General features: G+C 58.9%; 26 protein-coding genes. 1 reads left to right on the forward strand and 25 read right to left on the reverse strand.

All coding sequences use genetic code 11. The features are described from left to right. Positions 1-5 precede the first annotated feature (5 nt). Entirely contained in the window at positions 6-2276 is a 2271-nt protein-coding gene (rlmKL, locus tag PPUTUW4_RS18325; protein WP_015096028.1) for a bifunctional 23S rRNA (guanine(2069)-N(7))-methyltransferase RlmK/23S rRNA (guanine(2445)-N(2))-methyltransferase RlmL, read from the reverse strand. Positions 2277-2806: 530 nt separating this feature from the next. On the opposite strand from rlmKL, the gene PPUTUW4_RS28315 reads away from it, so the two are divergent. Further along, complete coding sequence (locus tag PPUTUW4_RS28315) at positions 2807-3022, forward strand: ribosome modulation factor (RefSeq protein ID WP_003223300.1); 216 nt, start codon at positions 2807-2809, stop codon at positions 3020-3022. A gap of 244 nt (positions 3023-3266) precedes the next feature. Here PPUTUW4_RS28315 and PPUTUW4_RS18330 read toward each other — a convergent pair whose 3' ends face one another. The 24 genes from PPUTUW4_RS18330 to PPUTUW4_RS18450 all read right to left on the reverse strand — a co-directional run bounded on the left by PPUTUW4_RS18330 (position 3267) and on the right by PPUTUW4_RS18450 (position 24418). Beyond that, the gene (locus tag PPUTUW4_RS18330; protein ID WP_015096029.1) at positions 3267-4286 is read right to left on the reverse strand and encodes a quinone-dependent dihydroorotate dehydrogenase; all 1020 of its coding nucleotides are present in this window, start codon (positions 4284-4286) and stop codon (positions 3267-3269) included. A gap of 143 nt (positions 4287-4429) precedes the next feature. After that, positions 4430-5803 carry a hypothetical protein gene (locus PPUTUW4_RS18335; RefSeq protein WP_015096030.1) on the reverse strand — a complete coding sequence of 458 codons (1374 nt, stop codon included), beginning with the start codon at positions 5801-5803 and terminating at the stop codon, positions 4430-4432. Between the two features lie 43 nt (positions 5804-5846). Next, positions 5847-6284, reverse strand: coding sequence for a hypothetical protein (locus PPUTUW4_RS18340; protein WP_041474926.1), 438 nt, complete (start codon positions 6282-6284; stop codon positions 5847-5849). Beyond that, positions 6274-7533, reverse strand: coding sequence for a type III secretion apparatus protein OrgAB (locus tag PPUTUW4_RS30375; protein ID WP_015096032.1), 1260 nt, complete (start codon positions 7531-7533; stop codon positions 6274-6276). The genes PPUTUW4_RS18340 and PPUTUW4_RS30375 overlap by 11 nt, the downstream gene beginning before the upstream one ends. Further along, complete coding sequence (locus PPUTUW4_RS18355) at positions 7517-8239, reverse strand: EscJ/YscJ/HrcJ family type III secretion inner membrane ring protein (RefSeq protein ID WP_015096033.1); 723 nt, start codon at positions 8237-8239, stop codon at positions 7517-7519. Before PPUTUW4_RS18355 ends, PPUTUW4_RS30375 begins: the two co-directional genes overlap by 17 nt. Next, positions 8236-8544, reverse strand: coding sequence for a type III secretion system inner rod subunit SctI (sctI, locus tag PPUTUW4_RS18360; RefSeq protein ID WP_015096034.1), 309 nt, complete (start codon positions 8542-8544; stop codon positions 8236-8238). The genes PPUTUW4_RS18355 and sctI overlap by 4 nt, the downstream gene beginning before the upstream one ends. Before the next feature lie 60 nt (positions 8545-8604). Further along, positions 8605-8865: a type III secretion system needle filament subunit SctF gene (sctF, locus tag PPUTUW4_RS18365; protein ID WP_015096035.1), complete on the reverse strand. Its 261-nt coding sequence runs from the start codon at positions 8863-8865 to the stop codon at positions 8605-8607. A gap of 10 nt (positions 8866-8875) precedes the next feature. Continuing rightward, on the reverse strand, positions 8876-10051 hold the full coding sequence (locus PPUTUW4_RS18370) for a PrgH/EprH family type III secretion apparatus protein (protein WP_015096036.1): 1176 nt from the start codon (positions 10049-10051) through the stop codon (positions 8876-8878). Positions 10052-10177: 126 nt separating this feature from the next. After that, a complete protein-coding gene (locus tag PPUTUW4_RS18375) occupies positions 10178-10630 on the reverse strand; it encodes a transglycosylase SLT domain-containing protein (RefSeq protein ID WP_015096037.1) in 453 nt (150 codons plus the stop codon). Continuing rightward, complete coding sequence (locus PPUTUW4_RS18380) at positions 10627-12210, reverse strand: winged helix-turn-helix domain-containing protein (RefSeq protein WP_227698099.1); 1584 nt, start codon at positions 12208-12210, stop codon at positions 10627-10629. Before PPUTUW4_RS18380 ends, PPUTUW4_RS18375 begins: the two co-directional genes overlap by 4 nt. 304 nt (positions 12211-12514) lie before the next feature. Further along, a complete protein-coding gene (locus tag PPUTUW4_RS18385) occupies positions 12515-12793 on the reverse strand; it encodes a phosphopantetheine-binding protein (protein ID WP_015096039.1) in 279 nt (92 codons plus the stop codon). Between the two features lie 109 nt (positions 12794-12902). After that, entirely contained in the window at positions 12903-13997 is a 1095-nt protein-coding gene (locus tag PPUTUW4_RS18390; protein WP_015096040.1) for an IpaD/SipD/SspD family type III secretion system needle tip protein, read from the reverse strand. Between the two features lie 14 nt (positions 13998-14011). Then, entirely contained in the window at positions 14012-15040 is a 1029-nt protein-coding gene (locus PPUTUW4_RS18395; protein ID WP_227698100.1) for a cell invasion protein, read from the reverse strand. Between the two features lie 86 nt (positions 15041-15126). Beyond that, on the reverse strand, positions 15127-16908 hold the full coding sequence (gene sctE / locus PPUTUW4_RS18400; RefSeq protein ID WP_015096042.1) for a type III secretion system translocon subunit SctE: 1782 nt from the start codon (positions 16906-16908) through the stop codon (positions 15127-15129). After that, on the reverse strand, positions 16901-17392 hold the full coding sequence (gene sicA, locus PPUTUW4_RS18405) for a type III secretion system translocator chaperone SicA (RefSeq protein WP_015096043.1): 492 nt from the start codon (positions 17390-17392) through the stop codon (positions 16901-16903). Before sicA ends, sctE begins: the two co-directional genes overlap by 8 nt. A gap of 119 nt (positions 17393-17511) precedes the next feature. After that, positions 17512-18546, reverse strand: a complete 1035-nt coding sequence (locus PPUTUW4_RS18410) for an EscU/YscU/HrcU family type III secretion system export apparatus switch protein (protein ID WP_015096044.1) — start codon at positions 18544-18546, stop codon at positions 17512-17514. Further along, entirely contained in the window at positions 18521-19327 is an 807-nt protein-coding gene (gene sctT / locus PPUTUW4_RS18415) for a type III secretion system export apparatus subunit SctT (protein WP_015096045.1), read from the reverse strand. The genes PPUTUW4_RS18410 and sctT overlap by 26 nt, the downstream gene beginning before the upstream one ends. A gap of 4 nt (positions 19328-19331) precedes the next feature. Next, positions 19332-19586 (reverse strand): EscS/YscS/HrcS family type III secretion system export apparatus protein, encoded by a 255-nt coding sequence (locus PPUTUW4_RS18420; RefSeq protein WP_007993424.1) that lies wholly within the window; start codon positions 19584-19586, stop codon positions 19332-19334. 10 nt (positions 19587-19596) lie between these two features. Continuing rightward, the gene (locus PPUTUW4_RS18425) at positions 19597-20256 is read right to left on the reverse strand and encodes an EscR/YscR/HrcR family type III secretion system export apparatus protein (protein ID WP_015096046.1); all 660 of its coding nucleotides are present in this window, start codon (positions 20254-20256) and stop codon (positions 19597-19599) included. After that, on the reverse strand, positions 20253-21188 hold the full coding sequence (locus PPUTUW4_RS18430; RefSeq protein WP_015096047.1) for a FliM/FliN family flagellar motor switch protein: 936 nt from the start codon (positions 21186-21188) through the stop codon (positions 20253-20255). The genes PPUTUW4_RS18425 and PPUTUW4_RS18430 overlap by 4 nt, the downstream gene beginning before the upstream one ends. Then, on the reverse strand, positions 21185-22279 hold the full coding sequence (locus PPUTUW4_RS18435; RefSeq protein WP_015096048.1) for a hypothetical protein: 1095 nt from the start codon (positions 22277-22279) through the stop codon (positions 21185-21187). The genes PPUTUW4_RS18430 and PPUTUW4_RS18435 overlap by 4 nt, the downstream gene beginning before the upstream one ends. Next, complete coding sequence (locus PPUTUW4_RS18440; RefSeq protein ID WP_015096049.1) at positions 22276-22731, reverse strand: type III secretion system secretory apparatus; 456 nt, start codon at positions 22729-22731, stop codon at positions 22276-22278. The genes PPUTUW4_RS18435 and PPUTUW4_RS18440 overlap by 4 nt, the downstream gene beginning before the upstream one ends. Continuing rightward, the gene (gene sctN / locus PPUTUW4_RS18445; RefSeq protein WP_015096050.1) at positions 22728-24014 is read right to left on the reverse strand and encodes a type III secretion system ATPase SctN; all 1287 of its coding nucleotides are present in this window, start codon (positions 24012-24014) and stop codon (positions 22728-22730) included. The genes PPUTUW4_RS18440 and sctN overlap by 4 nt, the downstream gene beginning before the upstream one ends. After that, positions 24011-24418: an invasion protein gene (locus tag PPUTUW4_RS18450; RefSeq protein WP_015096051.1), complete on the reverse strand. Its 408-nt coding sequence runs from the start codon at positions 24416-24418 to the stop codon at positions 24011-24013. The genes sctN and PPUTUW4_RS18450 overlap by 4 nt, the downstream gene beginning before the upstream one ends. Between the last annotated feature and the right edge of the window lie 6 nt (positions 24419-24424).

Below are 24424 nucleotides of genomic sequence, written 5' to 3' on the forward strand. Positions count from 1 at the left end.
AACCATCAACGTGCCATGATTTTCCAGGCGCGATGGATCTTGGCGTTACGGGCAAAATCCGGATCGAGGGTCTGGGAAGTGATGTCCTCGACCGCATAACGCTCGCCGAGATTGGCCTCCAGTTCGAACTTGCGGAAGTTGTTGGAGAAGTACAACACGCCACCGGGTGCCAGACGCGCCATGGCCAGGTCGATCAGTTGCACCTGGTCGCGCTGCACGTCGAACACGCCTTCCATGCGCTTGGAGTTGGAGAACGTCGGCGGGTCGATGAAGATCAGGTCGTACTCGTCACGACTGGCTTCGAGCCACGCCATCACATCGCCCTGCTCCAGGCGGTTCTTGTCGGAAAAACCGTTCAGCGACAGGTTGCGACGCGCCCAGTCCAGATAGGTTTTCGACAGATCGACACTGGTGGTGCTGCGCGCGCCGCCCTTGGCCGCATGCACACTGGCCGTTGCGGTGTAGCAGAACAGATTGAGGAAGCGTTTGCCGGCCGCCTCTTTCTGGATACGCATGCGCATCGGCCGATGGTCGAGGAACAGACCGGTATCGAGGTAGTCGGTGAGGTTCACCAGCAACTTCACACCGCCTTCATTGACCTCGACAAATTTGCCCTGCGCCGCCTGGCGCTCGTACTGTTTGGTGCCGCTCTGACGCTCGCGGCGCTTGACCACCACACGGTTCTTGTCGATGTTCAACGCCTGCGGGATGGCTGCCAGGGCATCGAACATGCGGGCCGACGCTTTTTCCGGATCGATGGATTTCGGCGCGGCGTACTCCTGAACATGGACCCAGTCGTGATACAGGTCGATGGCCATGGAGTATTCCGGCATGTCGGCATCGTACACGCGGTAGCAGTCGATACCTTCACGCTTGACCCACTTGCCCAGGGCCTTGAGGTTCTTTTGCAGACGGTTGGCAAACATCTGCCCACCTTCGCTCAGGCGCGGCTGCTCGACCACCGGAGCCGGTGCCGGCGTCGGTTTGATCGGGTTGCCGTTTTTATTGAACTTGCGTTCCTGCGGTTCGTTCGGCGTTTGATCGTAGGCGGCTTGCTCACGCTCGACCTGGCGCTGTTCCGGCGTACGACGCTCGCCGGTGACGAACTGATCGGGCAGCACCTTGATCAGCAGCAGCTTGCACGGCAAGGCGCCGTTCCAGAACGAATACTGCTTGTGGCTGCGGATGCCCATGCGCTTGCCCAGGTCCGGCGCGCCGGTGAACACCGCCGCTTCCCAGTTCAGGCAGGCCTGACGCAGGCGTTCGCCGAGGTTCTGGTAGAGATAGAGCAGGCTCGCCTCGTCGCCCAGACGCTCGCCGTACGGAGGGTTGCAGATCACCAGGCCTTTCTGGTTCTGGTCCGGGCGCGGCTCGAACGTCGCGACTTCACCCTGGTAGATCTTGATCCACTCGCTCAGGCCGGCCCGCTCAACGTTGTTGCGACCCGGTTGAATCAGGCGCGGATCGGCTTCGTAGCCGCGAATCCACAGCGGTGTCTTGGCCAGACCGGCCGCGGCGCGCTCGGACGCTTCTTCGTGGAGTTTTTTCCACAACGCCGGGACGTGACCGAGCCAGGCAGTGAAGCCCCACTGCTCGCGGCGCAGGTTCGGCGCGATGTCGGCGGCAATCATCGCCGCTTCCACCAGGAAAGTACCGACACCGCACATAGGGTCGGCCAGCGCGCCGCCTTCGGCCGCGATACGTGGCCAGCCGGAACGGATCAGGATGGCGGCCGCGAGGTTTTCCTTGAGCGGTGCCGCACCTTGCTGCAGGCGATAGCCGCGCTGGTGCAGGCTGTGGCCGGACAGGTCGAGAGACAGAATGGCTTCGCCACGGTCCAGGCGCAGGTGAATGCGCAGGTCCGGATTGAGCTTGTCGATGGACGGACGGTCGCCTTGCGGGGTGCGCAGTTTGTCGACTATTGCGTCCTTGACCTTCAGCGCGCCGAAGTGGGTGTTGTCGATACCCGAGCCATGGCCGCTGAATTCGACGGCCAGGGTGCCGTCGTTGAGCATGTGGTCTTGCCACTCGATGTCCAGTACGCCGTGGTACAGGTCTTCGGCGTCCTTCATCGGGAAACGCTTGAGCACCAGCAGCACGCGGTTGGCCAGGCGTGACCACAGGCACAGGCGATAAGCGGTTTCCATGGTGGCCATGCCGCGCACGGCAGAGGTGTGCTCCCGTGCATCCTCAAGGCCAAGCCCGACGGCTTCCTCGATGAGCAGGCCTTCAAGGCCTTTTGGGCAAGTGAGGAAGAGTTCGAAACGATCGGACATGGGAATTCCAGAACCTTTAGCTGAGCGACCGGGCAACGCATTGCCGGTCCGGTTTTCAATCAGGCGCTTTTCTCGAAGAGCGCCCGCGTGGCACGAAGGTGTGCCGTTCCACCCCTGCTGCTCGGGTTAAATGAGCTTAGATGCAAGGACAGATAAAAAAGTTGATGCAATGAAATGTCATAAGTCGACCCTTCGTCGAATAGTACCTCCCGGCAACAGGAGCCATTCTCACTAAAGGATTAAGCCCATCATCCAGCGCAGAGCCGATCATACCGGGGTTTGGCTAATAAATACGCTACAAACACTCTGTTACTTATGGCCTTAACACATGAATGGTTACGTCCTTATGACAAAACGATCATTCCCTCGATGTGACGCATTGGTTAGAACTCAACTCAGGTTGGCGCCGCAATGACGCCAACACCTTGGCTCGTCACGCCGGCAACGAGCCCCCAACGGCAGAGTTTTTCTGCCAGACCTCAATAGAGGTCGACGCGATAAATACAGTCAACAAGTGAGGGCAACACCCTATGAGAAGACTTAAGCGTGATCCGTTGGAAAGAGCATTTTTGCGCGGATATCAATATGGCGTTGGTGGCAAATCCCGTGAGCTTTGCCCATTTACTCTACCGTCGGTACGCCAAGCCTGGATCAACGGCTGGCGAGAAGGACGCGGCGACAACTGGGACGGTATGACCGGCACTGCGGGAATCCACAGACTCAACGAACTTCACGCCGTCGGCTAATTACAGGGCACAACACTGCGACACGACAATCTGATTTTGTACTGAATTAACCACGCACGTCCCATCCGGACGGCGGGCTGCGGCCCAGGGGCTCCTTTAAAGGGGCCCTTTTTTATGCCTCCCGGAAACGCAATTTCCCTGTAGGAGCGAGCCTGCTCGCGATGGACTCGAAAACATCGCGTGTATCCAGAAAGCACGCGTTATCGTTATCGACCATCGCGAGCAGGCTCGCTCCTACAGGGGATCAGCGCAGGGCGGCGATGGCGTCTACGGATTCACGAATCAGCGCCGGGCCCTTGTAGATGAAGCCCGAATAGATCTGCACCAGGCTCGCGCCTGCGGTGATTTTCTCTGCGGCGTGCTTGCCTTCGGTAATGCCGCCAGCCGCGATGATCGGCAGGCGACCCCCCAGCTCCGATGCCAGCACTTTCACGGTATGGGTGCTCTTGTCGCGAACCGGTGCGCCGGACAGACCACCGGCCTCGTCGCCATGTTCCATGCCTTCGACGCCGACGCGGCTCAGGGTGGTGTTGGTGGCGATGACCGCATCCATTCCGGTTTCGATCAGCGCTTGTGCAACCTGTGCGGTTTCTTCGTCGCTCATGTCCGGCGCGATCTTGATCGCCAGCGGTACATGCTTGCCATGACGCAAGGCCAGCTCCGCGCGGCGCTCGGCCAGATCAGCCAGCAACTGCTTGAGCGAGTCGCCGAATTGCAGGCTGCGCAGTCCCGGCGTATTCGGTGAACTGACGTTGACCGTCACATAGCTGGCGTGGGCGTACACCTTGTCCAGGCAGATCAGGTAGTCGTCCACGGCACGCTCGACCGGCGTATCGAAGTTCTTGCCGATGTTGATGCCCAGCACGCCCTTGTATTTGGCCGCCGCCACGCGGGCCAGCAGGTGATCGACGCCGAGGTTGTTGAAGCCCATGCGATTGATGATCGCCTCGGCTTCCGGCAAACGGAACAGGCGAGGCTTGGGGTTGCCCGGCTGTGGACGCGGGGTGATGGTGCCGATTTCGACAAAACCGAAACCCAGCTGGGCAAAACCGTCGATGGCCGCGCCGTTCTTGTCCAGGCCGGCGGCCAGCCCCACCGGATTCGGGAAATCCAGGCCCATGACGCTCACCGGCATTTTCGCCGGGGCCTTGCACAGCAAGCCGTTGAGCCCAAGACGCCCGCCCGCGCCGATCAGGTCCAGGGACAGATCGTGGGAGGTTTCCGGGGAGAGTTTGAACAACAGCTGACGGGCCAGGGTGTACATGGGCGGGTTTGACTCAAGGCTACGAAAAGTGGGGCGATTATAGCCATGTGGAGGGTGGCGGGCGAGAAACTCTGCGATTCAACGTCGCAGACCTCATCCACCACCCGGATCGCCGCTGTCGAGCCGGGTGGTGGCGCATCAGGTTACGCCTGCGACAGCGCTGCAGGTTTAGCCTCAGGCGCACTCTGGGAGCAACTCCAGATGAATGGGAAATAGATGAGCATCATCATCATCCCCAGGCCGATATTCACGAGTTGCGCTTGAGTGTTTTCACCAAGTTCAGTCAACGACAGTTCAACGGTTGCGGCCCCCAAGGCAAGAACAATGCCCATAAACGCAGAAGTTCGCGACGCCGCGTTATTGAACATCGCATCCCTCAACTGTTGTGCCGTGGGCACGCGTGCTTCGGTGCGCACTTCAAGGGCATGTTGCCGGAGTGATTCGGGGTCAACCGATGCCGCCTCTAACCCCACTGATGGCGATAACAGCGACCAACTTCGGCAAAGGATAAAGACGACATCGTCAATCACCGCGCCCAAAGCATTCACGGCTCCGGCAATGGCATCGGCCCCCAGGCTCCAACCAAGGTCCGCCGCTGCGCGCCCCGGGCCACTGGCAGGCATCAGTGGGGCCAAGTGCTCCAACACATACTGCACCGTACCGAAGGCTGCCATGGAGACTGCCGTCGCTTTGTCATTCACCGCTCCGGCGTTCTTTTCTTTGAAAGGAAAGAAGGCATTGCACAGGTCCCGGGCAAATGTATAAACAGTCGTATTGACCGCCGTCGAAAGCATTGAACTGGATGCGCCGGTCAGATGTGCCGCGATCAGCGCCCCCATCGTGATGCTCGCCATACACACTCGCCCCAGTCGAGTCTGAAGATTGGCGGTGCCTGCGCACTCATCGCGGATGGCACCCATCAGGCTCAGTGCCGGACCAATCATCGTGATGGCGGCCACCTCCCATGCGCGAGATGCCTCGGGTGAATCGCCCTCCCGGATAGCTTTCTCCACGTAAAAACCGACCAACTGACGCAATACTGTGGTCAGGGTGACGACCAGGCCTGTGCGCGCCGCGACATTAAGCAGGTTCAGCCCGGGCCCTCGGGCGCTCTCAAGCAACTCCAAGCCCGCATCAACAATGGACTGCATTCGACTTTCGCGGGTTTGCTGGGTATCAGATGCATCGAACCCGTTGATTACAACGTCTAGCACCTCATGTTGCGCCCCTTTCAAAGGGGTCCCATCGCCAATGAAGCTCCACACCGCAGCCGCCAAATCGCGGCCCGTCTCGCCCTGCGCCTCAAGGAGCACCTCCAACTCGCTATCAATCCTGTTACCCAGGCGTGTTATCCCCGCAGCAATTTGCCTGGGTGACCCCAGCTGTCCCGCATGAAAATCCGGGCTCACGAGATCAAGAGCTTCCCTCAAACCGATGGCAGCTGAACTGACGCGTGAGGTTTCATTGCCTGAATTGGCAGAGATATATCCTGTTGAACCACCAATCGAAATATTCATTATCGCGTCCCTGATCAGCTAATTAAATTCTTAGTGCCCGGCCTCACCACTCACTCTTCTCCCAAGCGTCATCCTCAATCGGTTGAAACACCTCACGCATGAAGCCCTTGACGAAGAGATCCATGCTGAACGCCAGGCCATTGGCACCTTTGATTTCCTTATAAAGCAGCGACTTTTCCAGACCGTCGTCCTTCAATCGAACCAGTACCTGCAGCGTGACCGCCATCAACGCCTGGGCAGTGGGGTACGCGGGTGATTGGTCATCTGCACCTCGAAGTGAACGGAGAAACTCATAGATGACCTTTTCTCCCTGCCCCTCCATGGCTGACAGCAACTCATACAAGCGCTCGAATTCGGGGTCCGGGCGCTTGCTTTCAGGCACGTTCCGGCTGGCCGCAAGCACACGTGACTCAAGCGACTCGAGCGTTGCGCGCCCCCCGCTCTCGGTTGTGCGCAGACTCAAACCGCTTTCAATCTTCATGGAGGACCTCGGTCGGGGCCGTTTCAGTGCAACCGGCCGTGCGTTCGGCAAAGGTCGAATACAGATCCGTGAGCGCCTGCATGGCAGCCCGGTCCAGAGCGCGGACCGACTCCGGCAGGTTCGCAACGCACGCCAGCAACCGCGGCTCCAGTCGTTGCTGCGTCGTTTCCAGATCGAATTCCAGCAACTGATCTGCAAGCCGCGCCACATAGCGCTCTTGCGGGTGATAGTCGAGGACCAGTTCACCGGGCCAATGCCTGCGCAAGCGCTCGCGCAGCTCATTGCCCTGCGGCCGACAACGCAGCGGCAGCAGCACTTGCAACACGGCGCTCGAATCGCCCGGTTGCTCGCTCAGCCAGCGCTCCAGCATGTCATCCAGCCATTCGGGACGACCCAAGGCTTGTGCGAGCAAATCGCGGGCGGCCTGCGCAAGGTCTTTGCGCAATTGCAGCCCCAGCGTCTGGGACATCAGCAAGCCGTCAGCCAGCTGCCCGGTCGCGCGCAAGATGCCCGCCGCATAGCCCTCCTGAAAGGCCTGGGCATGAAGCGCCTGGGCATCACGCCGGGCCTGCTCGACACAATCGCGGGCCCAGCGCTGCGCCTGTCGCTGCAAGGTCCGGCGTCGACGTGCGGCGGCGATGTCCTCGCGGGACAAATGGGCGTCGCTCGACTCGGGGAGTTCAGTCAGGGTTCGGATAGCGTCGAGCATATTGCACCGCCAAAAGAAAAGAGTTGTATCGGGTTGCGTGACCGGCCATTGCCTGTGCAGGCGAACAACCGGTTCGGAAAATTGCAAGGTCAGGCGTTCGAGCAAGGCTGGCGGTACCTGCTCGTACCAACTCCATAACGCATTGAGGCCGGCGGCTTCGATCTGCTCTATCGAAACGGGCGAGCCCTCGATCGGCAGGCCGCATCGAACACCGAGGCTGTAACCGGCGAACCGGCGCAATGACAAGGGCAGGCCTAGCAACGCCGCGCCTCGCGCCAGGTCGGGCTTCAAGCGATAAGCGCCCATCAGCCTGGCGATGTAGGTCAGCTGGCGCCAATGGCGAACCCATTGCCTGGCTACGGCTGTCAACGGCGTCGAAGGCCGCAGGCCTGACCGTTCGAGATCTTCAAGCAGGATCTGGTTGAGCCAATGGCGTGCCTCGGGCCGATCAAATCCCTGCGGCGTCGGCAGGCGCTGCGGATGCAGATAACTCAAGGGCTCGGCGAGAATCTGCGCCAAACACTCAGCGTGCGACATCATGCTGACCTGCGCTTGATTGGCGGTAAGCCCAGGCTGCGCCACTGGCCACCAGCAATGCGGTCACCGCGGCCAACCACCAGACCCAGTGCGAATGCCCTTGCGTTGCAGCCACGGACGGCGCGACATGCTGGGTCGGGGAACGCTTGGACAGTACCACCGAGATGTTCTCGTACTCGACCGCCGCAAAACTGTTCTTGAGAAATCGCTTGATGTCGGTGATCAGCAATTGCGGGTCGACGTCGAGCTCATGGATCGCCACTGCCGAGAGGTGGACAGGCGGCGCCTTGCGTCCGCCTTCGCCGGCCTCCAGGTCATAACTGACATGCACTCGCGCCGACACCACGCCTTCGAGCACCCCCAGCGACTGTTCGATTCGCTGCTCCAGCGCCGAATAAAGCCGGGCCTTTTCAGCGCGGGGCGAGGCCACCAGCGAGTCGGCAGGAAACATCTCTGCCACTTGCAGGCGCGGCCGCGAAGGCAAGGAATAGAGGTTGAGCAAATCGACGGCCGCGGAAAAATCGACCTGATCGATTTTCACCGCATAGCCGGTTTTGCCGGCATCGACTTTCACCGCAGCTATATTGTTGCGCTGCAACACCGAAAGCACTTCATTGGCCTGCTGTTGATCCAGCCCTTCAAGCAGATTGGGTTGGCGACACCCCGAAAGCGCCAGGCACAACAGTATCAGCAACACGCCAGGCTTCATGAGGCACGCAACAGGGTTTCGGCAGTACCTACCGCTTTGCGGACCAGTACGTTAAGCAGGTTGATGTCCACGTTGTATTGTCCTGTCAGCTCCTGCAACTTGGCCAATACTTCGGGGCTGGTGATATCCGGGCGCTGCATGATCTGATTGATGGCTGCAACGTCCTGCTCGCTATTGACCGCGGAACCGGCAAACGCTTCGATCAATCGGGACTCGAGGGATACGATCGGTCCTTCCTGGGGGCCGCGCAATTCCGTAAAGGCTGTCCGGCCGATGTCAGACAGGGAAATATTTTGAATAGCCATGCGATGCACTCGTGAAAATGGCCATTGACACGTACCAATGGCCGGTCAAAAAAGGATGAATCAGCGAGCTGCCTGGATGATCGCCATGTCGATATCCTTGAAGCCCTTGATGGTGTTGGTCTGGGCGTTTCGAAACACTGTGTAGGATGAAAACGCGGTCTGATAAGCGGCCAACTTGCCAGGGTCCGATACATTGCCCTCCAATTCTTTCAGCGCTTCGTCCAGCTTGTCCTTGAGTTTGGATGCACCGTCTTCGAATGCCTGGGCCTGACGCCCGAGAAAGTCATCGGAAAAGTCGATGGGGATACCGATGTCGGCCATGAGTCACCTCTTAGTGTTGTGTAGGAAAATGCCAGGATGACGAGGTCATCTTGATGTAGCCCTGCGGGCCGGTCTGGAACGACTTGTCCTTGAGCGAGTCGTCCTTGAGTTCGACGGTGAAGTGCACGTAGCGATCCCCCCACTGCCGGTAAAAGCTGTCGACGTACCGGCGAGCATTCGCCAATTCGGAATCCTGCAAATTGCCGGCAATGGCAAACGTGACACTGTCCTCGTGCTCGACGCGGCTGAAGTCCAGTGACAGGCGCTGCAACCCCTCTTGCGCCAGATCGACGAGCAGGCTGTCATCCTGCATTTGCACCGCGATGTCCTGGGCATATGGCGCGGCCAAGAGCAGTGCTTCGAGCAGTTTTGCCTGTTTTTGCGGGGTGAGCAGATTGCGTTGTGCGCTCAGCAGCAGTCGCGGTATCGATGGATCCTTCAGATCAATGGAGTGCCAGGCCAGTTGTGGATCATGGTCGTCCAGCAAATGCTCCAGCCGACGACGCTCCTGGTCCATCACCAGCACTTTGCCGCTCAGCGTGTTGTGCCGCACCAGCACTTGCCGACTCCAGCCGGCATCGCGTTCGGAAGCCACGAACACATAGATCGCATTGTCACGACCGCTCAACACCCTGGCCTCGTCACTGGCCCCGGCGATCAACGCGCGAACATCGGTTTCAGGGGTGGGCAGCCCAGGCATCGACCAGATGCCAACTGCGGTGACCAGTGCGGCCAGTGCCAGACCGCTGGCGACCCACCTGGACAGCGGGGCACGCCACCACGCAACAGCAGCGGCGTCAGTGGTAGCTTCAGGTTGCAGCCCGAGCAGTTCAGGTGCCCAGGATTGGTCTTCAGGCCGCAGGGCGATCTGCAGGCCGCCGATCTGCACCCTGGTGTGGAAGGCACAGTGGCGCACTTCCATTGACTCATTGAGCACCCGCAGCGGCAGACCATCCGGCGTGACTTGATCGGCCAATACCTCAAAATTGCATCCCCCCGACTCCAGGGGAACGAAGATCGCATCCGCCGGGACGCTGGCAGTCAGTACCCCCTCTCCCAGCAGATCCACAGTCCCTACCACGAACAGGGTTGTAGTTTCGCCGAGGGGAAATTCGCAACCTTGCAGCGCGCCATTGAGTATCCGTAGAACGCAAGGTTGTGGGTCGGGGGTCGGCAGAACTGTCACCGTTGCAGCTCCTGGGCTGTGAAATGAGCGGGCATGGTAGACAGGCTGGCTGCAGGCTTCCTGATCGAATTCTGCCGATCGCGCCCTGCGGAGGATCAGAATCTTGCGCCAGCGCTCATGGCACCGTCATTGTCGAGCCAGGGAAAACACCTGATAACGCTGCCAGACCTTGCGTGCATAGCGCAGGCGCGCGGCTTGCCGGTCGGGTGAATGACCGGCGTTGTAGGCACCCACTGCCGTCCAGTTGTAGCCGTAACGCGCGATAAAATCGGCAAGCACCGACGCACCGACTTCAACCGACAGGCAAGGATCACCCAACAGTCGCTGCTCAGTGATGCCCTGGGCACTCAACCGGGGGAGATGATGGCTGTTGATCTGCATTAACCCGATGTCTCGCGAACCATCCTTGTTGTAGTTCATTGCGTTCGGATTCTGTCCCGATTCGACATCGGCAATCGCTCGGAGCAGTTCGGGTTCGATCGCATGTCGCGCCCCCGCCTCATTCCAGCACCAGGCTTGCGCCTGACCCGCGCCAAGGCACACCAGCACCGTTAGCCACTTGAGTCCGCGCTGTGTCATGCCATACGCCGCTCGCTGACCAGCATCAGTTGCTCGCGGACAGGATCGTCCTGCGTCGATGCCTGATAGCCCACTTCAGGTGTTCGTTGCAAAGAACTCCAGAGCGGCTCAATCACCGGACCACCCGATAAACCGGACCCACCTGACAACGGAATGTCATCAACGGATCGCAACCGGGTCAGAGCCAACCAGTTCGCATGCAAGTCGCGGGCACTGAACGGATTGACGCCGAACAGCACATTCCAGGCAGCCAGTCCCTGTTCACCGATTGCGCTTTCGCAGAGCCCGGCCTGTTCGAGCTCGCTCCAGGCTGCCGCGTGATGGTCAAAATAAGCCAACACCACGGCATACAGGATCACCAGCAACGAACTGCCCGAGGCGCCTTGTTGCAGGGCTCGACGAGCCATCTGCAAGGCCGACTCGGGACTTGCGGCAAGCGCAATGCGCATACGCAAGACCTGCGCCCTTACGCAATCAGGATCGTACCGCAGAGCATTATCGATGCTTTGCGCAGCCAGATCGTTATGCCGCCAGAACCAGTGATGCCAGGCATGAAAGTAATGAACGTCAGCCTGATCGGCAGCCAGCAGACAGCGTCGGAAAAGCACCTGGGCCGCCTGTTCGCAGCCGCCCAGACTGGTGAGCAAAGCCAGGCGGGCCAATGCTGGGATGTTGCCAGGGTCCAATGCCAAGGCATTGGAAATCGCCGATTGTGCCTCGTCGATTGCCCGGCCCTGATCACAGGATCCGATCATTGCCTGCCCCAGCCACGCATCCGCCAAACCATACCAGGACAATGTGTGCCCGGCATCGAGCTTCAGGCACTGGCGAAACAGTACCAGGGCATCGCGCAGGCTTTGCGGCGTGTGCTGCTGCACGCTACACAAACCACGCAGGTACGCCACCGCTGCCGGGTATGACGCGCAGGCATCACCGACAAAACTCAAGCCGGGAATGCGCTGTGCAACCAGGCACGTCAATGCCCCAAGCGATGCCCCGGGATCACGGGCATCCAGTGTCTGCCCATGCAGCAGAGCGTGATCGCGGCCACGGATCAACTCGACCGACCATTGCTGCTGATCGCTTGGGCCGCTACAACGCCCGCTCAAGCAGTAGTCCGCAGACAACTGCCCGACCAGCGACCGCACATCGACCGGTTGCGTATATGCGGCCATCAATCCCGAGGGAATGACGTGCAACATCTCGCCGAACGCCAACGTCAACTGACGGATCATCAGATCCTGCAGATCCAGCGCTGCCGTATCCCCCAGATTGCGAAACGGCAAAACAGCCAGCGAAGGCGCCACAGCCCTCGCCTGACCCGGTGTGTCGAGTTCGACAACCGCACAGGTAAAGCGATAACCCTGGCCGTATACCGTCGCAATGTAATCCTTGTTTTCCCTGAGCAGCTTGCGCAATGCATAAATGCAGCGGGTCAAGGATTCTTCGGCGGCATCCATCTCGGGCCATACATGGTCCAGCAAATAATCCTTGCTGACGACCGCCCCCGCCGACTTCAGCAGCAGGCGCAAAACATTCAACTCTTTGGGCGGGACGTGAACGCCATCTCCATCTCGCATCAGCGTTCCATCACTTTGCAATAGCCAGTGGTCAAAAACGAATGACTTGACCAGCGTTTGATCAGCTGCACTGTCCATACTTTGAAATTTCTCTATAGAAAGTTACTGAGCGCAATCAAGCCTGTTCGTGATCAGGCTCGAGATGACAAACCGCGTGACTATAGGAAATTGAGTAGGAGGGTTCCGTAGGAGAATTGATTTATTACGCAATGAAACTACGATTTTTCCTGTAGGAAAAATCGCAAAACAAACAACAACCATGAAAAAATGCCTTGCTTCTATATAAACAAGGCATTTTGTTTTCTCACTCCAAATCTGACGCCCGGCAACTTCTTGAACTCATCACTGATTCACAAACATCTTCTACCGTCCTCCACAACCCGACTCTATCTTCAGGAAGGTCAATACCGAAGGTTTCATTCAGCGCCATGACAATCTCAATCAGACTGATGGAGTCAACATACAAATCCTGGACCAATCGCGAAGTCAACTCGATGCCTCGACGACCCGCCGGAAAATAGTCCGACAAAACCTTGATTACTTGACTCGCGATGTCGAACTTATCACTTGACTCATCTGACATTCTTTTCTCCCACATAACAAGACGCAGGCGCAACGCCAGCTCAAACGAACCCGTGTTACGCCCGATCTACTGACATTCAAATGCTTTGCCCAAACAACCCGGACTCACATCAAAAATTCAACATCGCCTTCAACATGTCAAAAAACTGATTCAAATGTGAAGACAGCGTTTTACTGAAATTGTCATGATAGGAATTGGCATTCGAGTATTTCTGCGTGAAGGACTGCAATGTGTTTTTCAGGCGCTCTTCCTGGGCATTGAAGCCGGTTTGCCAAGCCTGGAATCTGGCGTTATCGAAGTAAACACTATCATTCCCCCCGCCTGGTGGCAGGCTGTCTCGCATCGTCCAAAGCGGCCCAGTGTCTATGACGACGCAGTAACTGCCGTCGGAATTTAGCTTAAGGCAAGCGTCAGGCAGCCCCAGCGTATCTAGCCACTTTTTCGCTTCCTCCCTGCTCACGCCTTCTTTTCCGGGTTTGGGAAACAGCACGGATGCAGGATTTGGATGGCTGTATTTTTTGATCAGCTCATTGAGTGCGGTTCGCAGCGGACCGTTGTACAACCAGACCCCGTTACCTTGGTCCTCACCCACGACCCAGTCTTTCAACCTCGCGGTAATTAGCTCATTGAAATCGACGAAGAAGTCCGAATAGGCATCCATAATGTATTCATAACCGCCCAGATAACCTTTTTTGATCAGGTCAATGAGGTCGATCAGCTTGTCGAAAAATTCGACTGAAGAGTTCACTCGCGCGTCGAACTCGTCAGCGATCTCATCCGGCACCGACATTCGTCTGTGCTCATCGAGAATACGATCTTGCTCATCGTAGAGTGGCTGACGTTGCTCCATTGGCAGCGTATCGAGGCAAAGATTGAACACCATTCCAGTCTGACGCATCTGGTGTGTCCACATCAGCGATCGAATACGTTTAGCGTGAGTCTGCTCGGCAAACTCGGTAGACGAAAAATACTGCGCAAGAATTTCTGCAGGCGAGCCTTGAAGGTCTCTTGGAACGCCCGCTTGACACTTAAGCATGTTTTCCAGGTGACGATTGAGCACCTTCCCCGAACGCTCGAGCAACTGCGCAAGGGAAAATCCAGCGTGGACTTCGGCAGGCATTTCGGGAAGCAGCGGCGCATCAACGTTGGCATTGAAGTCAGCAGGCAAACCGCTTCCTGGATGTGAGGGCTCTGCAATTCTCATATTGGTTTCCTCACTCAAACCCTTCCAAGGACTTCAATGCGCGACCGGCTTATCTGCGCTATCTCATCCATCATCTTTTGCACCAGTGCCCTGTCGGCGGAGTCTTTCTGAGCGACCTCGTCACTCAGGCTTTTCTGAGTGTTCTGTGCACTTTGCTGCAGGACTTCTTTCTCCCGCGCAGCGTACACGCTCATGCGCACCATGCTGGACACGACCTGACTCAGGCTCATCGACATCGCACTGAGCGCACGGCCGATTTCGAGCTTTTTCTCAATGTCTTTGATGCCCGAAAGGCTCAACCAGTCGGAGGTTTTCCCAACCTCCTTCGCCTTGGAGATTTCCCCGTCGAACCACGCCTGCTCCTGAGGCGTCAGCGTGGTCCCCTCGGGTTTGAAGTCGACGAATTTCGACCGGCCGAAATCGTCGAAAGTCTCTATTTTGTAGGTGGTTTGCGGATCCCAGTCATCGCGGGAACGATCGAGCTTCAGGTCACGCTCAATTTTGTTGGCGTCCAGAGCGTTGCGCTTGTGCAGGTTGATATCGTCATGCTTGAGCCCCAGGCCTTTCAACGTCTTGATCATACCGGAAGCGGCAATAAAGCCGGACACTATGGCGGAACTGGCGGCGCTGTAGAAGTCTGCATCACCGGATTCGACGATGGCCTCGCCCTGGGCCTTGGCGGCCTCCGCCGCCAAGACACTGAAATGTCCGCGCAAATACGCGTTGGCGACCCGTGCGACGTTGAGTGCAATGATCGCGGCGACCAATACGTTGGCATGTTTCTCCCACGCGCCCGGATCAAACACCAGATCGTTGCGTACTTCATCGTTGAGCATCGTCAAAGCTACAGCGAAGTCTTGCCAGTCCGACTCACTGGGCTGGTAGGCGTTGCTTTTACTTTCGAGCTCCGCAGCCGTAGGCGCTATGAAGCTACCGTTCTGGAGCACTTGCTCAGTGGTGACCTGGTTGACAAGCGGCGTATCCGAGAGGCGCTTGCCTTTGAGGTTTTTCGAGAATTGCTCCTGGGCAATCAACTCGCTCAACCCTGCGTCGTTCACCGGATCGTGAGTCAATACCGCTGGAGCAGGCCTGGTCGTGGTGTGAATGGTGGTCATGAAAAATTACCTTTTTATCCGTGGCTTCGAACGTTCCGGGCCATTTGCAGGCTCACGTAATGACTGCGATCGTTGTCGGCAATTAACTTCCCGATCTCATCGGTGCGGACCTGCATCGCCTGGCCGTAGTCTTCGACCAGCCGGGTGAGGTAGTCAGTGATCTCTTCGCTGATCGCCATGCGCACCTGCACGTCCGCCAGGTGCTTCGCTGCCTTGGCCAGATGTTCGCCGCTACCGATCTGCAAACCGCCCTGCACTACCACATTGCCGAACTCGGTGACGGCCTGAGCCGTCTGCAGATAGGCGGTAATGCGGGCCAGGGTCACCGCATCGGCGCCTCTGGTGATGAAGCTGCGCAACTGGGTCAGCATCTGGGTCAGTGAATTGCTGACCGATGAAGACACCTGCTTGAACGCCTCAATGGCAGCAGGCACAGCGTTGGCGATCATCGAGGACAGTCTCGAGGCAATGGCGTCGGCCATTAGCCCGACCACCTTTGCCCCGAGCACGGACACCACTGCAACGGCAGCCAACGTGGCCGCGATCCCCGCGATCATGCCGGCGATTTGCGCAATGTCTTTTGCGGTCTTCTCGTCGATTCCAAACGTCACCAGACCTATTCTATATAGTTCGGTCAACAGCTTGATGGCTTCCTGCATGACCGTGGTCAGCGGCTTCATGGCTTCGGCCATGAACGACTTGCCCGTCACCTCCTCGACCACCAAATCGCTAATCATCACTCCCGCGCCAATCACCCCGACCACGAACAGCACCGGGTTGAGGGTCAGCACGCTGACAACAATGGTTGCAAGGGTCAATATCGCACCGACGATCTTGCCAATGCAGCCCATGGTGCTCTGCAGCGCCTCGGCCTTGCGCACTTCTTCCAGGTACTTTTCCGACTCGAGCTTCATGTGTTCCTGAAGCTTGGCTTGCATCTCCTGGAACAACTCCTGGTTGAGCTCCTCCTTGTTCTGCGCCGCCTCGCCAAGCAACTCGATAATCTTCAAGCGGTTCAGGAGCGCCAGTGCGCTGCTGTTCAGCGCTTTTTCGTTAGACTCCTTCACCAAGGGTCCGGCGAGTCCGGCTTCTTGCACCTTCACGGCCACCATGGCCAGCGTTTTGGCGCAGGCGTTGGCGATCTCGATCAGTTTCAGGTGAGCATCGGTCGCCTTTTGCAGCGTTTGGGTATGGCCCGCCAGTTCACCTTTCAGCTTGTCGCGCAGTGCCAGTTCGCGAGCGTATTCCGGTGATTCAGAATCCAGCTCCGCCAACCGTGCCTCACTCTCATTCAGCAGTCCCTGGACCTGCCGAACCCGCTCCTGCAACTGATCGAGGTGCTCCTGGCTGCTGCCGATATTGCCTTCGGCGACTTCCAGCGCCTCGACGGCGGCGGCGTAGTCAGCCGCCAGCTTTTCATACCCCTGCTGCTTGGCACCGGCCATGCTTTGCAGCATCGCCAGGCGGTTTTTCAGTTTTTTGACGTCGACTTCGCCGATCAACTCGCTGATCATCGCCATCAACAGCGTGAACAGATCGAGGTTGGTTTCCTGTTTGTTGCCGTCAGCGCGTAGAGCTGGCAAGTGCAGCAAGGGTCTGCCCGCACTGGCGACGGATGGGCCGGGCAGGCCTTCGTAGCTCACCGACATCAGGCGAGCCAATGCCTCTTGGCCGGCCTTCTGATAATCCACCGTTCCGGCCGCTTGACTGACAGCCTTGCCATATTTTTCAACGGCCCCGTCCCGACCGGTCAAGCCCAAAGAAACCGGGTTGAAGGTGCTTCTGATTTCACTCATGTTCAGTCTCCGAACAATCTTTTTCCATGTGACTCAAGGTGTCGAGATACACCTGAGCCTGTTTGCGCAAATCGTCTTCCGTGGCTTGCTCAAGCACATATTCGAAGCACAATCTGGCCTTGCCGACCTTGCCCAGCGCCAGGTGACATTGGCCGGTGTACAGCATCGGTCGGTAGTCGTTCTTGCCTTGGGCGAAGGCAATCGCATACAGGTCGATCGCTTTCTGGTGGTTCTGCTTGAGTTGGTGTACGGCGGCCAACCCCATCCAGTAATGGCTGTTGTTGAGGTCGTAGATGCACAGGAAATGGAAGAACTTTTCGGCATCGTCCAGCCGCCCCTGCTCATAAAACTGGAACGCGAAGGCATAGAGACCGTTCATGTGTTCGTCACTGATGCCTTGCACGTCTTTCAATGCCGCACCACCGAGCACCGCATCCACGACATCGAGGGCCAGTTGTTCATCTTGTTGTTTGTCGCGACTCATCAGCCACACTCCTGAAAAACGTCAGCATTGCTGACGACTGCATTGAGCCAAAGCGCTGCTGAGCACGCTGCCAAATTGCGCTCATGCCAACGTTTGGAAGAAAAAGGAAAAGGGAGAAATCAGGCCTGCTCGACCTGTTCGAGCCAGATCAACAGACGCAGGACTTCTTCGATTTCCTGTACTTGAAGAAAGCTGTAGCGCTGGTGGGTTTTGAATATCCGCCGGGCCAATGCGATGTCATTGATCACCGGCACACCGACCTCTTTGGCATAGGCGCGAACGGCCAGGGCGCGCTGGTTGGTTTCCATCAGGGAGATAAACGGCAACACGGTGATTTCCGGGCGGAAATACACACCGATGGCAATGTGCGTCGGGTTGGCGATGATCATCCGCGAGTTGCGCACATCGGATTTGATTTGCTCTGACAGCAACTCACGATGCAGATCACGACGGCGTCCCTTGATCTCGGGATTGCCATCTTGTTCCTTGTGTTCGCGCTTGACCGAATCCTTGTCCATCATCTGATCCTTCATGAACAGCCAGTATTCGCTCAACGCATCGAGCACGACGATCAGCAGCACGCATCCGAGGAACGCCAGCACCAGCACCAGCAACAAGTGGCCCCAGATTGCGAACAGGTCAGAGGCTTGGGCGAACAGTTGGGCAAACAGCAGTTGCCGCTGGGTGATCCAGACAATCCACAGGGCCAGGGCAAAACTGCCCAGGTACAGCAGCGCTTTGACCGTGTCCTTGACGGTGCGCATGCTGAACAGTTTTTTGAAGCCATTGATCGGGTTCAACGCTCCCAGGTTGAGCTTCAAGGCTTCGCTGGCCAGGGCAAAACCGCTTTGCAACAGTGCAGGCAATGCGCTGGTCAACACACAGACCAGCAGCAATGGCAACAATGCCTTGAGCCCGACCAGCACCAGCATGGCCGAGTACTCTTGCAGGTCCACGTCAAAGTCACTGGCAATGATGCGTCGATAGACTTCCATGACCTCCACCAGCGAGCTGTTGAACACCATGTAGGTGATGCCGCAGAGGGTCAGGCAGGTGATCACCAGATCCTTGGCCTTGAACGTCTGCCCTTTGCGTGACGCATCGCGCAGGCGCTTGGCGGTGGGTTTCTCAGTCTTCGAGGCGCTGGACGACATCGGTAGCCTCCCCTTCGCGGCCCAGATAATGTTCCAGCCCTTGGGATTTCATGCCCATGCGCAGGACTTCGTCCGGCAGGTGTACGCCGAAATACAGCATCAACACTACCAGCGCCACCAGGCTCTTGACCGTCAGCGACACCGAGAAAGCATTCATTTGCGGCGCATACCGCGAGAGCAAGCCAAGCAGCGCTTCGCTGATCAACAGCGTGGCCACCACCGGCGCGCTGATCACCAGGGTCTTGCTCACCAGCGCGTCGAGCAGGCTCAGAATCGATGTCAGGTGTACCTCGCAGCCATTGACCGGCGCGCATAGGCGGTAACTGTGGCCAACGGTTTCAAGCATCAGCAGCATGCCGCCGCCCTCGAGATAAACCACCGCGGCAAACAGCTGGAGAAAATTGGCCAGCTCCGACGTATCGACGCCGTTGGCCGGGTCCACGGTGCTGCTGAGCATCGCCCCGCGCTGGTTGTCGATCAGATTGCCCATGGCGTGCAGCACCCAGAACGGCCAGCACAGCAGGCATCCAAGCAGCACGCCAATGCCGGCCTCGCGCAACATCAGACCGAAGAATGCCAACCCGTCGAGGTCCGGCAGCGGCACCCCCACATAAGCCTGGAAACCCAACGCCACCAACACAATGACAGCCTGGCGTGGCGCGCCCGTGAGCACCCCACTGTTGAGGAACGGCAACATGAAAAAAATCGGCGCCAGGCGTGCAAACCCCAGGAGGGCGGCGGCAAGCCAGGTGTACAGGTCGAAAAACAGCGTCACCGACATCGCGCTAAGCCAGCGCCAGGCGGATGACTTCTCGACTGAAATCGAGCAAGGTTTCGCCGTACCAGCCCGACAGCAAAAACAGGCACGCGGCGACGGCCAGCAGTTTGAAACCGAACGGCAGGGTCTGCTCCTGTAACTGGGTCACGGTCTGAATCAGACCGACCACCAGGCCGACCACCGTGGCAACGATGATTGGCCACGCCACCATCAACAGGATCAGGTACAGGGTTTTATTGCCGGCATAGACCAGATCGTTCATGAACCCGCGCCTATGCCAGCAACGTCAGGTATTGCTTGACCAGCCCGGTGGACAGCAGCGCCCAGCCGTCCAGAGCAACAAACAATACCAATTTGATCGGCACCGAAATGATCACCGGGCTCATCATCATCATGCCCAGCGCCAGCAGGATGCTGGAGATCACCAGGTCGACGATCACAAAGGGTAAGTACAGGTAGAAGCCGATCTTGAAGGCGCTTTTGATTTCACTCAATGCGTAGGCCGGCAGCAGCGAAAACAGCGACGGCGTGAGTTCTTCATCGGCGGGCAGAACGATGTCGGACTCACTCTGCACCGCTTGCGCCCGCTCGAAGAACAGAGCCAGTTCCGGGTCGGTGTACTTGCGCAGGTAGTCCTTGTAGCCGCCCAACCCGTTCTCGGCGAAATTCACCACCGACTCGATGTCGGTAAAAGCCACCTGTTCTTCCTTGTAATAGCCATAGCCCTGTTTCATCACCGGCGTCATCACGAAAATCGCCAGCATCAAGGCGATTGCATTGAGGGCCATGTTCGAGGGCACCTGCTGCAAGCCCAAGGCATTACGCACGATGACAAAGACGATGGAAAACTTGATGTAGCAGGTGCCGGCCGCCACCAGAAACGGCAGCAGTGAAGCGAACGCCAGCAGCGCGATCAGCGAAACGTCGTTCATCGCGGCATTCCGTCCGGTGAACCGTTGCGATAGACCTCGAGCAACTCCACAGCCAACTGCTCTTGCAGTTGCACCAGTTCGCCACGGGCCACCGGCTTGCCATTGGCGCGTACCTCGATGTGTCGCGCCGCATCGTCCGCCAGCGGGATCAGTTGGCCCGCAATGATCTGCGACAGCGTGGCCAGGTCGATTTCCCGGGTCGCGAGCAGGAACTCCAGACGCACCGGCAAAGCACCGAGGTCAAAATCGGTATCGGTATCGGTATCGAGATCTGCCGTGCTTTGGGCGTCGGTCGCGGTCGATTGCATGTGTACCCCCTGTTCAGTAAAGGTGAAAGCGCCGAGGCATTGATGCCCCAGGTAGCATCGTTGCGAACGCTGAATGATTCGCAGGACATCGCCGGCCTTGAGCCGTGTCCCGTGTCCGAGGTGGCTCGCCCCCAGCATCAGCTCCAGGCGCAGCGGCAAATCGCTCAGCCATGAGTCGGCGTCCAGGGGCCGGCTGGCGGCTCGTGCCGGTGGCAATCGGGTCAACCACAGGCGCCCGCGGGGCGTGTCGAGCCATGGCAGTTCCTGCGGGGGCAATTGCCCGGGAAGGACCCCATCGACGTCGGATATTTGCCGGTAGTGCAAGTCCTCTACCTCCAGCAGCAAGGGTTGCGGCACCGCGCGGAACAGCTCGGCGATGTTCATCAGTGAGCACTCGACCGACAGTAACGAGCGCAACCCCGGGAGCGATCGATGCAACCAGTCGCGGGCGTCGATCAAACCCCGCCATTCCCCGCCCTCGCCTGATGCGCGAAAGCACAGATAACCCGATTGCCCTGGCGGATGGCCTGAACCGGCGTCGACATCCGCGTTTCGCCAGCGTCGTATCGCTTGCGCGGCGGCATGCGCCGAAGCGTTGACCCGACGCAACTTCAGTGCGCTCATGCACCCTGCCCGGCGTCTTCGGTCTGCTCGTCGTCCGGCGGCTGCCGCGAGCCCTGGCGCTGCTGCTCACCGTCGCTATCGGTCAGGCGCCAGGCGGGTTCGCGGACGTGCTCCAGCGACACTTTGAGTTGTTCGAAAACCAGGGCATTGCTCGGGCTGATTTGCAGGTTGCGGGTGGGCTCATCGACCACGCGGCTGATCGTCACCTGCCCGCTGGCGGCACCTTTATTGAACGGAACCTGCAGCAACCCCCGGTCGGCAACCGGCAGGGTTTCGATGATCGGGTCGAGGGCAGGCGGCGCTGGCGGCATCCCGGGCGCCGAGGCCGCAGGTGAGGCAATTGGCGGCACATGGCGCGCGGTCAGGAGGTTCGATAAGGCTTCGGGCCTTTGCCCTTCGAACTCAAACATCGAGGGTGCACCTGGACTGGCGGCACGCTCGACCGGTAGCGCTTCGACGATGTTTGATGGGCGCTCGGTCGGCCCTGGCTCAACAACGATCCGAGTCGGCAGGTTTGTAGGTGTCAGTGTCGATGTCTGCGCGCCCCCCCTGTCGACAACAGGCGCAACGTCAGCCACCGCTGGCAACAACCGAGGCGGCACAGGTTTGCTCAACAGCGGCTGCGCTTGTGGATGAGACGCCGGTGGCGACACCAGAGGCTGCTCAGGTTTACTCGACAGCGACTGCGCTTGTGGATGAGACACCGGTGGCGACACCCGAAGCTGCTCAGGTTTACTCGACAGCGGCTGCGCTTGTGGATGAGACGCCGGTGGCGACACCCGAAGCTGCTCAGGTTTACTCGACAGCGGCTGCGCTTGTGGATGAGACACCGGTGCGAGCGGCCGTACTTCGTCGAGTTCAGCCGCCGGCTTTTCCGGGAGCGTGACCATCGCCTGCAGAGTGATTGCGCGCCCCGTGTCCATCAGGGGCCGATGACGCAGGATCAACGGCGCCATCAGCTCCAGCACACCTTGCGGCAGCTCATCCTCCCGCACCGGCACCAGCCTGTCGTGCGACTCATCCATCGGCTGTTCGGTGACAGGGTCCAAGGGTTGAACCGGCAAGGGTGAAATTACAGATACATTGCTCATCGCGAAACTCCGTTCATCTCTTCGGCTTCTCTTTCTTCCCGGCGTACCTGCTCCAGCCGTTGCCCCCGTAACAGCTGCTGAACAGCCCCTTCGTACTTGTCGTGTTTGCGCTGCGCGAACCGCAGTTGCTCGCGCTGCTCCTGCAACGCTTGCTCAATCTCCCGGCACTGCTGATCGACCCGGTTACGCTCGACGCGCAACAGCTCGATCTGCCGCCGAATGACCGCCTGCCTTCGCAACAGCGCCAACAGTTGCCCGTGATCGAGCACACAGTCATTGGCGCGATGGCTGGCCAACAAACCGTGTAGCGCTGCCTCTTGTCCGTCGAACGCGGCCCGCTCCTGGACCAGCGGCTGCAGTTGCTGCCGGGTACGCGCTATCAGCAGTTGACCGCGTTGCAGGCGGAACTGGCTGAGCGCCAACAGGCGACGACGATCGGCTAATGGATTCATGCCATGACCCCCTGCAATTGGCCCAGGGCCTCGTCCGGTTCACAGCGTTCGCCCGTGGGCTGGCGCAACCACTGGTAGAGGGCTTCACGGCGTTGCAGCGCCTGGTCATTGGCAGCGTCCGCGCCTGGGCTGTACTCGCCCATGTCGAGAAAAACCTGCAGCTGCTCAAGCCGCGTCAGCGTTTCCCGGGTCGCCGCCGCCAGTTGCTGCACCTGCGGCGCAGTGACTTGCGTCGCCACGCGACTGACACTGCGCAACACATCGATTGCCGGGTAGTGCCCCTTGGCCGCCAGCGCACGGCTGAGGTAAATATGGCCGTCGAGGATTGAGCGAATCTCCTCGGCGATCGGGTCCGGTTCGTCGTCACTTTCCAGCAGCACCGTGTACCAGGCGGTAATGCTGCCGGAGGCAGTCACCCCGGGCCGTTCCAGCAGGCGCGGCAAGGCATCGAACACCGAGGCCGGGTAGCCTCGTCGCGCCGGCGCTTCTCCCGCGGCCAGGGCCAGATCGCGACGGGCCCTGGCGTAGCGCGTCAACGAATCCAGCAACAACACCACACGCAGGCCCTGGTCACGGAAATACTCGGCGATAGCCGTAGCCTGCAAGGCCGAGTTGCAGCGATCCACCGAGGAAAAATCCGAGGTGGCATACACCACCACGCATCGTGAGCGTATTTCAGACTGACGCAGATGCTCGATGAATTCGGTCACTTCACGTCCGCGCTCACCGATCAGGCCAATGACAAACACATCGGCGTCGGTGTGGTTGATCAGCATATTGATCAGGGTGGTTTTGCCGGAGCCGGCGGCGGCGAAAATGCCGATGCGCTGGCCGATACCGCAAGTCAGCAAGCCGTCGATGACCCGAATACCGGTGCGCAAAGGGGTGTCCACCGGGCGCCGCTGCTGGTATGACGGCGGGTCGGCGTCCACCGGATAGTCCTCTTGCGCCAACGCCGTAGACGGTGCCAGACGCTCGACGATAGCGCCTTGAGGGTCGACTACGCTGCCGAGCAAGGCATCACTGCACGTCAGTTGCAGGATCGAGCCCGTGGGAACAATCATCGACTCTCTGGACAAGCCCTTGGCATCGCCGAGCAAACTGAGCACGACCGCGCCGGGCTTGAAGCCAATGACCTGCGCCCTGGCCGCAACCTCAGGCAAGCGCCAATGCCGACGCACTTCGCAGACTTCACCGATCACCACGTCGCCCAGCGCCGCCTCGATCAATGGACCACTCAAACGCAACGGATGGGCACCGTGCCGTTGCAGCCGGATGTTCATCGACGCAACAGTTCGCACAGTGTTTCAAGCGCCAGCACAAAAGAGTCGAGGGCCTGGGCGAAATGCCCGGCGTCACTCAGGGCATCGGCATTGGCCATCAACCGCAGTTCCAGGCGCTCCTGAACCTCGCACAGATGCAATTGCCCGGTGCGGGAAAAAGCGTTGCCTTCAAGCAAAAACCGTATCAACTCACCGGCACAATGATGGGCAAACTGTGGGCCGGCTTCGGCGACCACCGCCCATACCCATACATCGCCCTCCACCTCAGCGACGTTGACATCAGGCAGGCTCTTCATCTGCATTTCGATTGTACTGTGACTGTCGAAGTGCCCTATCTGGCTGTCCATGCAGCCGCTGTGCCGCAGCGCTTCGCGCAACAGGTCGGCAATATCCGTTGGAACCATTTGCAG

The organism is Pseudomonas sp. UW4 (assembly GCF_000316175.1).
Lineage (GTDB): Bacteria > Pseudomonadota > Gammaproteobacteria > Pseudomonadales > Pseudomonadaceae > Aquipseudomonas > Aquipseudomonas laurylsulfatiphila.